This window comes from Veillonella rodentium (assembly GCF_900187285.1).
Lineage (GTDB): Bacteria > Bacillota > Negativicutes > Veillonellales > Veillonellaceae > Veillonella > Veillonella rodentium.
On sequence record NZ_LT906470.1, the window covers coordinates 1,348,958 to 1,364,247 of the forward strand.

The window sequence follows — 15,290 nt, forward strand, 5'->3', positions numbered from 1 at the left end:
AAACCATGATAAGTCCGCATAATTCGTGGATTTTCACCATATAAAAAAGAGGTTATACGGATCAACAAGTACATAATTGATTCGTATAGCCTCTTTTGAGCTAGTATAGAGTTTTAGCGTACAACGCGTTTCGCACCGATATAGCGTTCGCCCCAGTAACCGGAATCCAAGCTTGCTACAGCAACACCGCTGCTGGATGTAGCGCTGATGAATTGACCGTCGCCGATATAAATACCGGAGTGAGACGGGCCCGGTTCATAGGTTTCAAAGAATACCAAATCCCCTGCCTTCAAATTGGCACGAGATACTTCAACACCTACATTATATTGCTCATCCGCTAAACGAGGCAAAGAAATACCCTGTTGCGCGAATACATATTTAACATAACCGGAGCAGTCAAAGCCGCTTGGTGTAGTGCCGCCAAATACATACGGTACACCGCGGTATTTGTTGGCTTCCGACAAAATAGCATGAATGCTGCTAGGTGTTTCACTCTTTGTAAGATTATTTAATCTAACTTTTTTCCCATTAATCGATTGACCGGCAATACGACGGGATGTGGCATTGCTGTTTGTGAAAGCAGACTTCGTTGCCACTGCTTTTGTTGCCGCATTATGCGTTAGCGCCGCCTTAGTAGAACGAGGGGCCCCCATTAAGGCATTATACGTTGCAGGACCTACAATACCGTCTACAGGAAGTCCGCGATCTTGTTGGAACAGGCGAACCGCCCATTTTGTTTCCTTACCGTATACACCGTTTTTATCTGTTGCATTATAGCCGTGTTTAATCAGTTGCTGTTGAACCGCTGTAACACTTTTGCCTTTATCACCATATTGCAATATTGTTGCGGTTGTTGCGCCAACTATGGCAGTACTGGCACACACAAAAGTTAATGTTAATGCCGTTATTTTCGCCTTACTATATTTTGACTTCATATGCTTCCTTTCCAAAAAAACTTAAAGTAAGTTACTTATTCAAAATATACTAACCGTCATTTATTTGCATTCACAAATACAGCTAGTCTTCCTTGCTTTGGTCGGTATAAGTCTCCGACGCGATAAACACATCGGCACTGCTTGGTCCCATCACAGGTACCTCTTCATGCCCCTCAAAGTTTATTGCGGACTTAACCCAATACAAAGGCCGTTGCTTCACCTCTTCAAAAATACGACCTACATACTCGCCTATAATCCCCAAACCGACGAGTTGAATTCCACCAATAAATAAAATGGATACGCCTATTGTCGTCCATCCGTTAAGAGCTTGTCCCGTAAGGTACACATAAAGGAGATGCAGGATAAGTAAAAAACTCAGTCCCCCGCACAGTACACCTACATAGAGAGCCGCTCGCAACGGAACTCTGGAAAACGCTGTAACTCCATCTAGAGCGAAACGAATCATCTTGCGTACACTGAATTTGGAAACCCCTGCATATCTCGGAGGTGCCACGAAATGTAATTCCGCCTGTCGATATCCTAAGGCCCCGACAATGCCGCGCAAGAAACGTCCATGTTCCCGAAAGCGTTTCAGGGTGCCCAATGCTTTACTATTCATGAGGCGAAAATCGGATCCGCCCTCCACGATAGGAACATCAGCCATCTTATTCATTAGCTTGTAATAATACTTTGACGTGAAAGATTTAGCCCAGCTTGCGTCCTCTGTCGAGTCCCGTATGGTGCGCACCACATCATACCCTGACTCCCATAACCGAACGAGTTCGGGAATCAAAGCAGGCGGATGCTGCATATCACCATCCATTGTAATAACTGCATCACCATGAGCGTAATCAAGACCGCAAGTCAATGCCGTCTGATGCCCGAAGTTGCGAGCCAGCAATAACACTTTGACATGTTTATCATCGCTAGCAATTTCACGCAGTATCATAGCCGACGAATCAGTAGATCCATCATCTACATAGATTATTTCATAATCATATGTAAGACCTGACATAACATCAGTTACAGCTTTGTAAAAAGTAGCTATATTATCCTCTTCGTTATATACAGGCACTACAATAGAAAGTAACATAAATCCTCCAAAGTACTTTACTCACCTATTTTATGTGAAATAGTAAATTACGGCAAATGTCAAAGGTTAACAATAAAGCCAATTATCCGAACAAACCCAGTAAATACAAGGGTTATTCACTTATAACCAAATTTCACCTTCATCTTTTTTATATATTAGTAATCCAAATAAATAAAAAATATATTTATTTTTAATTATGAAATCGTTTATATAAAATCGATGAAAAAAGCACAAAAATGAACCTACGATGACCGCTATTGCAACAGGATTTTACCGCTTATAATCCGGCAGCATCAATCCAAGTTTGTAAATTCTCTTCCGCCGTTTCCATATCTTCATCATAAGCACCGGCCACTACGGGGTATCTGGAAACCTCTACAGTATGCAGAATAGAATCATCGCGACCGTTTTTATAGGTACCGATCCAGATGCCGGAAAACTGAGATTCATACCATTCCACCGGTTGATCCGTTTCATTAAAGGAAATTGTAATATGACCCCGTCCCAACGTTTCCAGTACTTCTACCTGTTCCTCCTCGGTAAGTCCCGTTTTCTCTATATAAACAGAATAGGTTTCACCGGTTTCTCGCAGTTGCTTCAGCGCAGCGCGCAACTCATTTAAAACGGCACGCACATTATTGTAATTTTCAATCATATAATCTCCTATTACAAATACATCTTCATGAATTATTTTGGTTCTGCAGTAACGCCCCAACGCTCCAGAACCTGTAAAACCCGCTTCTTTACCTCCGGCACGGCGCGCTGTACAACTTCGCTCGGTTCAAAGCCGATTTCGAGGGATTCCGGCTCGACACCGATTACGACAGCATCCTCTAAAGGCTGCTCCTGAATCGCTCGGATACGAAGAATATCCTGCATTCCGACTTCATGAACCGAAATATGTTCCGTGAAGTATTGCTCCACTTCCTTATGAGGGAACTCGTAAACAGTGCCGGGCGCTTCACCACCATTGATGGCGTCGACAAGGAGTATTTTTTTCATGCCCCGCATATACGTCAACAGCTCCATCCCCATCGTACCGCCATCGATGATGCTTACAGCAGGTGTAAAGGAATATGAATGTTGTAATTCTTTCACAACATGCACACCGAGGCCTTCATCGGTCAGCAGGATATTACCGACCCCGAGGAGGACGATTTCATTATTACCGTCATCATAAAGGCTGTTTAAATCAATACGCGGACCCTCCGAGTCCGCGTATTCTTCCAAGCCTCTGATATATTCAGCACTTGTATCAGTCATCTTGTAATTCTCTTTCTCTAGGATCGTTAGGATCGCTAGGTCGATATGTCGTAAAGGACGGTTTATCGATACGTTCACCACGACGACGTTTACCGTTCAAATCTTCAATATCAATCGGATCATGAGCGTAATATTTCATACCCGATACCATAGCGGATACTTCGCCGGATTCCTCCATCACATCTTCACGGAACGCCATATACACGTGAATGATAGTAAAGAACAAGAAACACCATGCTATGTAATGATGGATGATATGAACCTTATATTCACCGCCAAACAGCGTGATGACCGGAGCCAGTGCACCTCCTAAAATACTATTAGGATTAATCATGCTGTACATGGCAAATCCCGTCAGAATTTCAAAGAAGAACAAAATATATACCGCTAAATATGCCGTACGGGCCAATGAGTTTCTTAGCCAATGATGTTCATGCTTCTGGGGAATCATCAGATAGTGCAATGTTGTTTCCCGTAAACCGTACCAGTATCGTTTTTGTCTAAATTTCGGCAACAATCTGTCACCGCGATTCCAAATCGCACCGGCAAATCGGAATATGAAGGAAAATGTCAGAATAACTCCGGCGATGAAATGGATGCGACGCATCGTTTCCATCGAAAACCAACCGTCGATAGCGAAGGTCGGCTCCGGATTGCCTGTAATCGCCGCAAAGCCCGGATCACCTATATAAAGGCCGGTCCAGAACAATGCGGTTACACTGAGCACCATAGTCCAGTGGAATATGCGCAGCCATAAACTGAATACGACATACGCTTTTTTGTCAGTATGTATTAACATAATGCCACCCCTTATTTACACAATGCATCGGTATTAACGGAAACAATTTTCTCACCTTTTTTATTGTATAAATGAGTAGCACATGCTAAACATGGGTCGAAGGAGTGAATTACCTTCAGGATTTCCAACGGTTTATCCGCAATTTTCACCTTCGTGTCTATCATGGCGTCTTCGTACGCCCCATGTTCATTAGCAGCCGTCTTAGGGCATGCATTCCATGTGGACGGCACGATACATTGATAATTTGCGGAGCGACCGTCCTTGATGTGAATCCAGTGGCCCAAGCCGCCACGCGGTGCATCTACAAGACCAACGCCCTTCGCATCCGGTGCCCATGTATTAGGGTCGAATTTAGTCATATCCGCTACGGCGGTATCACCGTTCTTGATATTTGCAACGAGCTTATTAAAGAAATATTGGCTCATATTTGCCGCTACTTGCGCATCGAGGCCACGACATGCTGTACGACCCACCATGGTTGTCATCCATACATGTGCAGGTACGCCCAATACCTGAGATACGGTATCTATTTGACGGACTATCATGGATTCCGCCCAGGTCGGATCCTTGATGATACCTTGTTTTACCTTTGTATATACGACGATATATTTCGCTAATGGACCCACCTCTGCTGTCTTACCTTTGAAAGTAGGCGATTTGATCCAGGAATATTTCTTATCTTCGTCGAGGAATTCCCATTTCTCTTTCGTCCCCGATTTAGGACCGGTAAACTTAGGGTCCGTAACACCGTCAATAGGATGAAGAGAGCTTTCACCATTCGGATAAGTAAACCATGAATGATCCACCTCTTCACTGAGGTATTGAGGATCCATAAAATCCTTGCCTTCCAAGTTGATAAAAGTCGCTTTATCGACACCGAGGCCGAAGTTTTCTACCACACCATTGGAGCGGACGACACATTTTTTATGGTAATCGCCGTCAGAAATGCCGCTATAAGATTCATCAGGATAGTCACCATAGGACATTACACGTTTTTTAGCAAGGCCGCCACCGTCAATCATGCCTTTTTCCACGTAGATTTTGCCGATAGCCAACAAATCAGGCACATAGAAATTATCCACCAAATCCTTCGACAAGGAAATGGATTGTTCCACCGCCGCAAGGCGTTGTGTATTGATAGGGGCATTCATGTCATTCATGGAAATGGCACAGGGCATACCGCCTACGATGTAATGCGGATGCGGATTCTTACCGCCGAACACAACATGAGGAATAACGATATCCCGTTGACGATCCAGAATATTCAAATAATGAGCTACACCCATTAAATGTACTTCAGGAGGCAATAAGTTATAGTCCGGATGGTCCCACCATTGAGCGGAAAAAATGCCCAGCTGACCGGATCCAACAATTTTCTTAATCTTTTGCTGTACCGCTGTATAGTAAGCGGTAGTCGCTTTAGGAAATTCCTTAGGATATGCGGAATCCTTTGACGCTGTTTCAGCCGGAGCAAGTCCTCCTATATTATACGTAGCCAACACATCATTCTGTAATTGAGCCGTTTTTGCCGAATCCGCATTGAGCGCCGCTACAGGGCTGACCCAGTCCAGAGCATGCAAATGATAAAAATGCACGATATGGTCATGCACATCTAAGCAGCTGTGCATGATATTGCGGATATAGTTCGCATTTTTAGGAATGGAAATGCCCACCGCATCCTCTACGGCCCGCAATGCGGCCAGTGCATGCGTACTTGTACATACGCCGCAAATACGTTGTACGAAAGCCCAAAGATCACGGGGGTCGCGGTCTTTAGCAACAAGTTCAATACCACGCCAAGCCGTACCCGAGGATAATGCGTCCTCTACCTTACCGCTACCTTCATCTACCTTTATCTCCACCCGCAAATGACCTTCAATACGGGAAATCGGATCTACTACTACGCGTTTCATTAGTGACTTCCTCCATTATTGTGCTTTTCTTCATCCCACTTGCCGCTTTCTTTCAAGCGTTTTTCCTCTTGGATATCATTGTACTTATTACGGGCAAGGGTTGCCGCACCGTGTACAATAACCGCCGCAGTAGCACCGACGGCTGCTACCGTGCCGATTGTATCGGCCGTTGTAATGGTGTTGGCCAACGGAATATCCGGCAAGCGTTTATAGAATACATCATTATCCCAGAACCCCTTTTCAGAACAGCCGATACAGCCGTGACCGGATTGAATCGGATAGGACAAACCGTTCCACCAGCGCAAATTACCACAGGAGTTGTATGTCTGCGGTCCGCGGCACCCCACCTTATATAAGCACCAGCCCGCTTTAGATGCATCATCGTCAAACTTTTCAACAAAGAGACCTGAATCAAAGAAAGCACGACGATAGCATGTATCATGGATACGATTACCGTAGAATTGTTTAGGACGCCCTTGAGAATCAAGCGGCGGAATTTGCCCGAATAATGCATAATGCATGACTACACCTGTCATAACCTCAGGAATCGGAGGACATCCCGGCACCTTGATAATCGGTTTTCCCGATACGACGGAAGAGACGGATACCGTATTTGTCGGATTCGGTTTAGCCGCTTGAATACCGCCCCAGGATGCACAGGATCCGTATTCGATAATCGCCGCAGCCCCTTTAGCACATTCCAACAAAGACTGTTTAAATGTACGACCTCCTACGGTACAGTAGACGCCATCTTCATCAAGAGGAACCCCCCCTTCAACAGCCAAAATGTATTTACCGGCCTTCTCCGTAATCAGTTTCTCCAAATGCTCCTCTAAAGGGGCTCCGGATGCGGCCGCTAATGTATCATCATATTCGAGAGAAATCATATTCAAGATAACATCCGATGCAAACGGTGAGGATGAACGGATAAAAGCTTCACTACAACCTGTACATTCATGACCATGCAACCAGATTACCGTAGGTAATTCAGTCGTTTCAGCCGCTTTTACAACGGTGTCCAGCATCGTTGGCGGCAATCCTAAAATAGCTGTGAGCGCTACACAGGATTTCATAAATGTACGTCGACTCAAACGTCGCTCCTGGAAGAGTGTCCATAAACTGTTTACACGATTCTTCACGGAATATAGCCTCCTTACAACAACTTTGCGCAATGTATATATTACTTAATAAACTACAACTATTCTTGCATTTATATTGCTATTATAACATCTCCACACTATTTTAAACAGTAAAAAGCCTCATAGCATAAAGAAAGAACTGTATACAAGAGTAATGATATATCCTGCATACAGTTCCGTATCATCTGGTTTTATAAAAACCTTCAGTTATTAAATTATTTGATTGCTTCTCTGATGAGCTCTTCAAGAATGTCAGCTTTCTTATAGCCCACAAGAGAATCGAGCATTTTACCGTCCCGGAAAAATACCAAGGATGGGATGCCATCGATATCTTCTTTCAGCAAAATACCTCGTAGATTTTTATCCTCCGCATCAACGGTGAAAAACTGTACTTCACCTTTTAATTTTTCGGCCACCGCCTCCACCTCGGGACGCATAACGATACAGGGTTCACACCAACCTGCCCAGAAATCAACAATAGTCAAACCCTTGGAGCCAAGTACTTTTTCATCAAATTCTTGTACACTAGTAATCGCTGTAATTGCCATGAAGTTCTCCTAACAAAGTCTTAAATCATATATACAATAATTCGTTTTCTAATAATGAAGCAAGCAATCAATAAGCCGAGTTCTGTTCCGCTTGCGCGGTGACGATTATCTTTCTAGGCGCACAGTCGCCTGTACGCTCGAGCGACACAACCCGAAAGGTAGGCGGGACCACCCTTAACCCTTTTCTATTCGGTCTTGCTCCGGATGGGGTTTACCGAGCCAGCCTGTTACCAGACTGCTGGTGAGCTCTTACCTCACCTTTCCACCCTTACCACTGATGTGGCGGTTTCCGTTTCTATGGCACTTTCCCTAAGGTCACCCTCGCCAGACGTTATCTGGCATCCTGCCCTATGGAGCTCGGACTTTCCTCGAATCCAACGGACTCGCAACCGTCTTTCATACTTGCTTCACTTCAGTTTATCATAGCAGTACTATATCACGCAAGAACAAGGGGGCATGTGAAAGTCTCAAAGAAGATATACTCTTGCATTATAAAAAGAAAAAGTCCTGTTGTTCTCCATAAGCGTGAACAGGAACCTCCAATGAGGAGGCCTCTAAATACTCACGTAAACCGTAAGCCACGATGGATTCCGTACCGAAATGACCGGCGTCTACAACGAGGATTCCCGATTCTTTCGCCAGTTGTGCATCATGATACTTCACATCGCCTGTCACATAGGCATCAACCTTATATCGAGCCGCATCCTTGATAAACTCGGCTCCGGCACCGGAACAAAGTGCAACGGACTGAATCTTCTCCGGCACTACACCGCAAAAGCGGATATTCGCATCGGGCAAAGCTTCCTGCACCCATTCGCGAAATGTATCCATCTTTAATGCGTTCGGCAATCTGCCTATGCGTCCTAAATATTGAATCGCTCCGTTCGGTTCAGCCAGAGATACGACTTCATAAGCCACCTCTTCATAAGGATGCGCCTCTTTCATAGCCATCAAAACAGCATTGAAATTCGTAGCATCCACAATCGCATTGATTTGTACCTCCGGCACAATAGTCATCGTCCCCGCTTCGCCGATGACAGGATGAGACTGATCATTTCCTCTGAATCGCCCTTCTCCGTTCACGCTGAAACTGCAATAATCGTAATTTCCGATTCGACCGGCACCGGCCTCTCCCATGGCGATACGCACCGCATCAGCTGCACCTTCAGGTACGAAGGTGGATATCTTATACAGCACATCTTCTCCGGTTTTAATAAACCCTTGTACATCTATGAGTCCCAACCGTTCCGCCAACATATCATTCAATCCGCCCGGTGCGATATCAAGATTTGTATGAGCGCTATATACGGCGATTTGATTGGTAATCAACATTTCAATCATTCGTCCCAGAGCCGTATCTGAAGACACCTGTTTAAGACCTTTAAAAATCAACGGATGATGACTGACGATAAGATTGCAATTATGTTCTACCGCATACCCGATTGCCTCCGTCGTCACGTCCAACGTCGTAAGAATACTTTTAACAACCGTCTTTCGATTGCCTACCATAAGGCCTACATTATCCCATGACGCCGCATAAGACCGAGGTGCCAGCCGTTCCATCACATCTATAACATGTTGAACAGTTGTCATTATAATCACACCTTTCCCTGGATTTACTAATTATATTTGATTTTAACAAAATACTATATGATGTTAATGAATACAGTTTTAAAACCATAAATGAACGCCTATACATTTAATTGAGCTGTACAGAAATTCCAAACTATTTACAACAATGTCCTTAAGTACGCGATTTCCCCAGCGAGTTCTTTATATTTATCCGTATGACTCAACGCATCCGTCATTCCATTCAACGCACATTGGCGTTGATATATCAGATATTCTATATATGTATTCCATAGCGGTGGACGCTCTTGTTCAAGCAGCGCTCCGATGGACCACAGCAGAGAATCCTCTGAAAGCTCAGCATATACATCTGGATACTCGGCTATACCTGTATAGGACTCGACACAATCATCGCGAACGGCTAAAAACGCCGTATATAATTTGCCGTTATCCTCTACGATGACTTCAAGAACGATTATATATCCCTTTTGCACCATATATTGGCGCAATTCTTTTTGACCGTTTTGCGGCTGCAGCACATAAAACTCCAACGGCTCCGGCCCCGCATCCACGATATCCCGAATCAGAAAGCCTCCCATACCGCAACAGATGGCCCCCGTCAATTCGCCTCGTTTCGTGACTTTCAGGCCATCGCCCAGACGACAGTCGATACGCCCTTGCAGATTACACGACTCTACATAAGCCCTGGCCGAAGCAAGAGGCCCCTTATGAACATCTCCGGCAATGACAAAGTCCGCCCGATTACGGTTAATCAGCTCCACCGCCAAATAGCCGTGATCAGTTCCGATATCAGCTATAGCTCGTGCCTTCGGAACGATGGAAAACACCGCTTCCAAACGATCCATCATTGGTCTAGGTTCCATATATTTTCCTTATTATCAGTAAATAACAACTCTACCAGTTCAAATCTATAAAACTTGTATTTCAAATACACCGTATGATTCAAATACGTCGCACTATTTTAAATATAACGCGCTATTTTAACATCATCATATATAGATCAAATATATAAATTATGTTCATATATAAAAATAACCGCCCTTGAAGTCTCAAGGACGGTACATGTCATAAGTGGTGGGCCCACCTGGGATCGAACCAGGGACCGACCGGTTATGAGCCGGTTGCTCTACCCCTGAGCTATAGGCCCACAGTTAATTTCTAGCTCATTAATTATACCGAATCCCATAAGTATCCGTCAAGCGGACTTAATCAGGACTCTTTCATCAGCATAAATCGTTGAATCATACCGTCCTCATTAAATACGCCCTTCGTAGCCAATGTCGTCGTTTTACTGTCCGTCGATTTAATACCGCGGGCACTCATACAACTATGCGATGACGTAATATGAACGATGACGTCCTCGGACCCCGTCGCCATAGAGATGACCTCGGCGATATCCTCTCCGATTTTTTCCTGCAACTGTAATCGTTTACAACACATTTCCGCAATACGCGGCACCTTGGACAAACCGATGACGCGGCCTTTCGGAATATATCCGATGCTGATGCTCATATCATACATGAGCGCCATATGGTGTTCGCAGTGAGAGAAACACGTAATATTCTTAACGACCACCATCTGATCAGTATCTACGGGAAATGTTTTTCCATACATTTCGGCAATTTCCGCATTGGTATACCGAATGCCTTCATATACCTCCGCCATCATCTGAGCAACGCGCTTCGGCGTTTCTACCAGCCCCGCACGATCGGGATCTTCCCCTAACGCTTCCAAGAGCTGATACACTAGTGATTCGATTTTTTCCGTGTCCATACTACACCCCCTTCGCATCAGGATCCCAGATGAACTTATGAATTTGCAGCTGAAATCTCACATTCTGCCAATTATGAGTTTTCATATATTCAATAATCGAGGCCGCCTCAATCCGTCCCCAGACGGGCGACACATAAATGTGTGCCTTTGTCGTCTGCGTTTCAAGAATATGGTGCATACAATCCAAGTCTTCAACGGTACCGACCACAAATTTGATGAGATCCCGCCCGGTAGCCACCTTGAATATATCGAGATTCATAGACTTCTCCGCCAAAGACGACGGTGTCTTGTAATCATAGGTGAACCATACATTATCCCGTTGAAAGCTCGGTACGATAGTACCGTTCGTCTCGATATTGAAATCATATGGCATCGTATCATGTGAATAAATTTCATCCTCACGCTCTGATACACAAGATTCGGAAGATTCACTGCGACGTGTCAGCTCATCAATGAGCGCAATAACTTCTCGTTCCTGCAGTAAAGGCTCGCCACCGGTAATGGTGATGCGGTGATTACCTAAACTTTCAATGGTATCGGCTACCTCTTGAACGGACATCTGTTTATACACACTGTCCGGTCCATAACTATACGTTGTATCGCAATAGGAGCAGCGAATATTACAGTCATACAACCGCAGAAACGTCGTTAAGAAACCTTGACGACTGCCTTCGCCGTCGATAGAGGAAAAGATTTCAATCACGTTCATAAATCGCAACATTTCCTTCCGATTCCTGTACCTCTACCTTGAAACATTTCGGTCCCAATTCATCGGCAATCCACTTCGCCATATTTTCCGCAGTGGGATTGATATCACCCAGCACATCATTAATATGATGATGGTCCAGACGTCTGTGAATCTTTTTCTTTATAATCGTAAAGTCTATGACCATACCGTTATGATCGAGCTCTTCTGAACGGGCATATACGGTAATAATCCAGTTATGTCCATGCAACTGCTGACACTTGCTGGGATAATCCAGTTTTAACTGATGAGATGCGCTCACCTCTAAACGCTTGCAAACTGTAAACATCGAAACTCCTTTAGTCTACACATATAAATCACATTCATTATAACACGAAAAATAGAGTCCCTCTCAAACAACTCCACAAAAGGCTTGAGAGAGACTCTATTTTGTTCTTATAAAAAGTCTTTAATCTTATCGCGTTTTCCGCGGTTTCGTAACTTCGTTAAGGCCTTGCCTTCAATCTGACGAATGCGTTCTCTCGTAACATTGAAATGTTGTCCCACTTCTTCAAGAGTCCGAGGTTTACCATCCTTCAACCCGAAACGCAGAATCAACACCTGCTGTTCCCGATCCGTTAAGCACGTGAATACGTCTTCGATCTGCTCCTGCAACAAAATGTAGCTTGCCGCATCATCCGGAGCGATCGCATCCTGATCCTCGATGAAGTCCCCCAAATGGGAGTCTTCCTCTTCACCGATCGGCGTTTCCAACGATACCGGTTCCTGTGCAATCTTTTGAATTTCACGCACGCGCTCTACGGTAATGCCCATACCTTCCGCAATTTCCTCAGGTAACGGCTCACGGCCCTTATCCTGTAATAATTGTCTGGAAATACGAATCAATTTATTGATGGTTTCCACCATATGCACCGGAATACGAATGGTACGAGCCTGATCAGCAATGGCACGCGTAATGGCTTGACGAATCCACCAGGTAGCATAGGTGGAGAACTTATACCCCTTCGTATAATCAAATTTATCCACCGCTTTAATAAGACCGAGATTACCTTCCTGAATCAAATCCAGGAACAACATGCCTCGACCCACATAACGTTTCGCGATACTCACAACGAGACGCAAGTTCGCATCAACCAACTTCTTCTTAGCCTTTTTACTGAGTTGAATTTCCTTATAGGTAGCATCTTCCTCGGCACCGGCTTCAATCTGTTTCGCCAACACGATTTCTTCGTCGGCCGATAACAATGGAACACGCCCGATTTCCTTAAGGTACATACGCACCGGATCATCGATATTTACACCGGAATCCACGCTGAGATCGATGGAAATATGTTTTTCACTCGCACCGTTTTCCTCATCATCCTCACCATCATCCGGCTCAATCGGATTATCATCTTCATGATCATCGTCCGCATCCACATCGGATACGATATCAATATTAAGCTTACCCAGAGTAGTATAAATGTCATCTAATTGTTCTGCAGTGAGATCCGATTGCTCGTGAAGAGCATCTGAAATCTCTGATTGCGTCAACACACCGGTCTTCCGGCCTTTTTCAAGAAGTTGATCCACAATCTCCTCAATTTGACTTTTTTGTACTTTCTTAGCCACAGCGCTCTCCTTTATAATTTATTGACTTACTTAGACCATTCTCTGATCAAATTCTGTATATCCTGACACTTATGTAATTCGCTAATAAACGTCGAATCTCCTGCCCGTTTTAATTGATCCGCCATAATTGAATGCGTTTTATACTGTTCACGCAACGAATGAAGCCTAATCTTACGGATTAATCCGGGCACTTGCACCTTATCGTCATCATCACACATCACTAACAATCTTGAATATATATCATACTCCTGCGCCGTCAAAACACTTTGAATGCTGGATTCATCTAAACGGTGCTCTTTCATAAATAAGGTGTAAATCTTTTCTATTATAACTCGATATTCATTTTTTTGAAAGTCTTCCAAAGGCAGATAGTTCATCACTTCTTGCAAGACGTCTCCATCCGTAAAAGCTAATGACAGTAACCGCTCTTCATCGCCTTTCACCAATTCCTTGGTAGGCAATGGTACAGAGGCCATATCGACAAGTTCAATCTGTCCCTTTTTTACGTAATCTCTAAAGTATCTGAAGATACTGCTGTTATCAAGCCACAACGGCAAAGCCAACGCCTTGAGCGCATCATCGCGCTGCGTCTGACTGTGGATATTCGCGATATACGGAAATACGTCCGCCAATACCGCCTGCTTGCCTTCCGTATCATTCGTATCATGCTTGATTAGCGATTCACTTAAAAGATAGTCGAGAGGCTTTACCGCCTGAGCAATAAGCTCTTTAAAGGCTTTCGCCCCGTGATTCCGCACATAATCGTCCGGATCTTTCCCATCCGGCATGGCGAGAACACGTACCTTAAAATCCGTATTCTGCAATAATTCAATCGCCCGTGACGCCGCCTGACGCCCGGCCCCGTCCATATCATAGGCGAGGACGATTTCATCGGCCTGACGCATCAGGATATGTCCGTGATCCTTGGTATATGCGGTACCTAAAGAGGCCACCACATTCGTCACCCCCTGATTATGAGCGGAAATAACATCCATATACCCTTCTACAAGAATAGCCTGCTTTTCCTGACGGATCGATTTATAGGCTTTATCAAAAGCGAACAAGATTTTTCCCTTCTCAAAGATTGGGGATTCAGGAGAGTTTAAATACTTCGGAGTGCTGTCATCCATAACACGACCCCCGAAGGCGACTACACGACCTTTTCCGTCCATAATCGGAAACATGACTCTATTTCTGAAGAAGTCGTAAAACTGCCCCTTTTGATTCTTCCGAACCAAATTCAACTCCAGCAGAATCGAATCCTCTATACCTCGCTCATGAAAAGCATGATACAGTTTATCCCATCCATCAGGTGCAAAGCCGAGCTTAAATTTTTCTATCGTTTCCTTTGTAAGCCCCCGCCTTTTTAGATAATCAAGCCCCGGCTTTCCCATAGAGGTTTGGGTCAAACAATTGTGAAAAAACGTGGCCGCTAAATCACAAGCTTCATATAATTTCTTACGCCTTTCATCACGGGCCCGCTGTTCCGGTGACAATTTTGCCTCCGGCAAGGGAATATTCGCCCGATTCGCTAATCGCTCCAACGCCTCCACAAAGGTAAGATGATCGAGCTCCATAAGGAATTTAATGGCATTGCCCGATGCGTGGCAGCCAAAACAATAATAAAACCCCTTATCCGGAGCTACACTAAAGGAAGGCGTCTTTTCATTATGAAAGGGGCAGCAACCCCAATAGTTCTTGCCCCGCTTCTTTAAGGCCACATGTTCGGATATGACCGATACAATGTCATTGGCATCTTTTATCTGCTCAATTAATTCATTTTCAAAATACCGACTCATAACCAAACCTCCTTTGGACCCATATATAATATATTCTATATAAAGAGGAAAATTCCTCTTTTCTTTCCATATTAATTGTAACAATTATTTATTATCGACAATATCCATAAGGATAATAATA

Annotated in this window: 15 protein-coding genes, 1 tRNA gene and 1 other RNA gene; all 17 read right to left on the reverse strand. The window is 44.3% G+C overall.

Annotation, left to right across the window (positions count from 1 at the left end; all coding sequences use genetic code 11):
• Positions 1-113: 113 nt before the first annotated feature.
• Positions 114-935, reverse strand: a complete 822-nt coding sequence (locus tag CKV62_RS06195) for a C40 family peptidase (protein WP_095066186.1) — start codon at positions 933-935, stop codon at positions 114-116.
• An 82-nt stretch (positions 936-1,017) separates the two neighbouring features.
• Complete coding sequence (locus CKV62_RS06200; RefSeq protein WP_095066187.1) at positions 1,018-2,028, reverse strand: glycosyltransferase family 2 protein; 1,011 nt, start codon at positions 2,026-2,028, stop codon at positions 1,018-1,020.
• Positions 2,029-2,305: 277 nt separating this feature from the next.
• Complete coding sequence (locus CKV62_RS06205; RefSeq protein ID WP_095066188.1) at positions 2,306-2,683, reverse strand: hydrogenase expression/formation C-terminal domain-containing protein; 378 nt, start codon at positions 2,681-2,683, stop codon at positions 2,306-2,308.
• A gap of 32 nt (positions 2,684-2,715) precedes the next feature.
• Positions 2,716-3,291, reverse strand: a complete 576-nt coding sequence (locus CKV62_RS06210) for a HyaD/HybD family hydrogenase maturation endopeptidase (protein WP_095066189.1) — start codon at positions 3,289-3,291, stop codon at positions 2,716-2,718.
• On the reverse strand, positions 3,284-4,090 hold the full coding sequence (gene cybH / locus CKV62_RS06215; RefSeq protein WP_038115596.1) for a Ni/Fe-hydrogenase, b-type cytochrome subunit: 807 nt from the start codon (positions 4,088-4,090) through the stop codon (positions 3,284-3,286). The genes CKV62_RS06210 and cybH overlap by 8 nt, the downstream gene beginning before the upstream one ends.
• Positions 4,091-4,101: 11 nt before the next feature.
• Entirely contained in the window at positions 4,102-6,003 is a 1,902-nt protein-coding gene (locus CKV62_RS06220) for a nickel-dependent hydrogenase large subunit (RefSeq protein ID WP_095066190.1), read from the reverse strand.
• Positions 6,003-7,142, reverse strand: a complete 1,140-nt coding sequence (locus tag CKV62_RS06225) for a hydrogenase small subunit (RefSeq protein WP_038115599.1) — start codon at positions 7,140-7,142, stop codon at positions 6,003-6,005. The genes CKV62_RS06220 and CKV62_RS06225 overlap by 1 nt, the downstream gene beginning before the upstream one ends.
• A gap of 215 nt (positions 7,143-7,357) precedes the next feature.
• Complete coding sequence (locus tag CKV62_RS06230; protein ID WP_095066191.1) at positions 7,358-7,690, reverse strand: thioredoxin family protein; 333 nt, start codon at positions 7,688-7,690, stop codon at positions 7,358-7,360.
• Positions 7,691-7,745: 55 nt separating this feature from the next.
• Positions 7,746-8,096, reverse strand: an RNA gene (gene rnpB / locus CKV62_RS06235) — RNase P RNA component class A.
• A gap of 83 nt (positions 8,097-8,179) precedes the next feature.
• Complete coding sequence (locus CKV62_RS06240; protein ID WP_095066192.1) at positions 8,180-9,283, reverse strand: Nif3-like dinuclear metal center hexameric protein; 1,104 nt, start codon at positions 9,281-9,283, stop codon at positions 8,180-8,182.
• A 137-nt stretch (positions 9,284-9,420) separates the two neighbouring features.
• The gene (locus CKV62_RS06245) at positions 9,421-10,143 is read right to left on the reverse strand and encodes a tRNA (adenine(22)-N(1))-methyltransferase (protein WP_095066193.1); all 723 of its coding nucleotides are present in this window, start codon (positions 10,141-10,143) and stop codon (positions 9,421-9,423) included.
• Positions 10,144-10,352: 209 nt separating this feature from the next.
• A tRNA-Ile gene (locus CKV62_RS06250) sits at positions 10,353-10,427 on the reverse strand.
• 62 nt (positions 10,428-10,489) lie between these two features.
• Complete coding sequence (folE, locus tag CKV62_RS06255) at positions 10,490-11,053, reverse strand: GTP cyclohydrolase I (RefSeq protein ID WP_095066194.1); 564 nt, start codon at positions 11,051-11,053, stop codon at positions 10,490-10,492.
• Position 11,054: 1 nt separating this feature from the next.
• Positions 11,055-11,762 (reverse strand): radical SAM protein, encoded by a 708-nt coding sequence (locus tag CKV62_RS06260; protein WP_231968304.1) that lies wholly within the window; start codon positions 11,760-11,762, stop codon positions 11,055-11,057.
• Positions 11,749-12,087 carry a 6-pyruvoyl trahydropterin synthase family protein gene (locus tag CKV62_RS06265; RefSeq protein WP_095066196.1) on the reverse strand — a complete coding sequence of 113 codons (339 nt, stop codon included), beginning with the start codon at positions 12,085-12,087 and terminating at the stop codon, positions 11,749-11,751. The genes CKV62_RS06260 and CKV62_RS06265 overlap by 14 nt, the downstream gene beginning before the upstream one ends.
• A 107-nt stretch (positions 12,088-12,194) precedes the next feature.
• Positions 12,195-13,370 (reverse strand): RNA polymerase sigma factor RpoD, encoded by a 1,176-nt coding sequence (rpoD, locus tag CKV62_RS06270; RefSeq protein ID WP_095066197.1) that lies wholly within the window; start codon positions 13,368-13,370, stop codon positions 12,195-12,197.
• A gap of 26 nt (positions 13,371-13,396) precedes the next feature.
• Positions 13,397-15,169: a DNA primase gene (gene dnaG, locus CKV62_RS06275; protein ID WP_095066198.1), complete on the reverse strand. Its 1,773-nt coding sequence runs from the start codon at positions 15,167-15,169 to the stop codon at positions 13,397-13,399.
• Positions 15,170-15,290 lie beyond the last annotated feature (121 nt).

What these genes read in the sequence shown, in the direction of transcription:
- CKV62_RS06195 (WP_095066186.1), bottom strand. Translation starts at nt 935, where the DNA reads ATGAAGTCAAAATATAGTAAGGCGAAAATAACGGCATTAACATTAACT.
- CKV62_RS06200 (WP_095066187.1), bottom strand. Translation starts at nt 2,028, where the DNA reads ATGTTACTTTCTATTGTAGTGCCTGTATATAACGAAGAGGATAATATA.
- CKV62_RS06205 (WP_095066188.1), bottom strand. Translation starts at nt 2,683, where the DNA reads ATGATTGAAAATTACAATAATGTGCGTGCCGTTTTAAATGAGTTGCGC.
- CKV62_RS06210 (WP_095066189.1), bottom strand. Translation starts at nt 3,291, where the DNA reads ATGACTGATACAAGTGCTGAATATATCAGAGGCTTGGAAGAATACGCG.
- cybH (WP_038115596.1), bottom strand. Translation starts at nt 4,090, where the DNA reads ATGTTAATACATACTGACAAAAAAGCGTATGTCGTATTCAGTTTATGG.
- CKV62_RS06220 (WP_095066190.1), bottom strand. Translation starts at nt 6,003, where the DNA reads ATGAAACGCGTAGTAGTAGATCCGATTTCCCGTATTGAAGGTCATTTG.
- CKV62_RS06230 (WP_095066191.1), bottom strand. Translation starts at nt 7,690, where the DNA reads ATGGCAATTACAGCGATTACTAGTGTACAAGAATTTGATGAAAAAGTA.
- CKV62_RS06240 (WP_095066192.1), bottom strand. Translation starts at nt 9,283, where the DNA reads ATGACAACTGTTCAACATGTTATAGATGTGATGGAACGGCTGGCACCT.
- CKV62_RS06245 (WP_095066193.1), bottom strand. Translation starts at nt 10,143, where the DNA reads ATGGAACCTAGACCAATGATGGATCGTTTGGAAGCGGTGTTTTCCATC.
- folE (WP_095066194.1), bottom strand. Translation starts at nt 11,053, where the DNA reads ATGGACACGGAAAAAATCGAATCACTAGTGTATCAGCTCTTGGAAGCG.
- CKV62_RS06260 (WP_231968304.1), bottom strand. Translation starts at nt 11,762, where the DNA reads ATGAACGTGATTGAAATCTTTTCCTCTATCGACGGCGAAGGCAGTCGT.
- CKV62_RS06265 (WP_095066196.1), bottom strand. Translation starts at nt 12,087, where the DNA reads ATGTTTACAGTTTGCAAGCGTTTAGAGGTGAGCGCATCTCATCAGTTA.
- dnaG (WP_095066198.1), bottom strand. Translation starts at nt 15,169, where the DNA reads ATGAGTCGGTATTTTGAAAATGAATTAATTGAGCAGATAAAAGATGCC.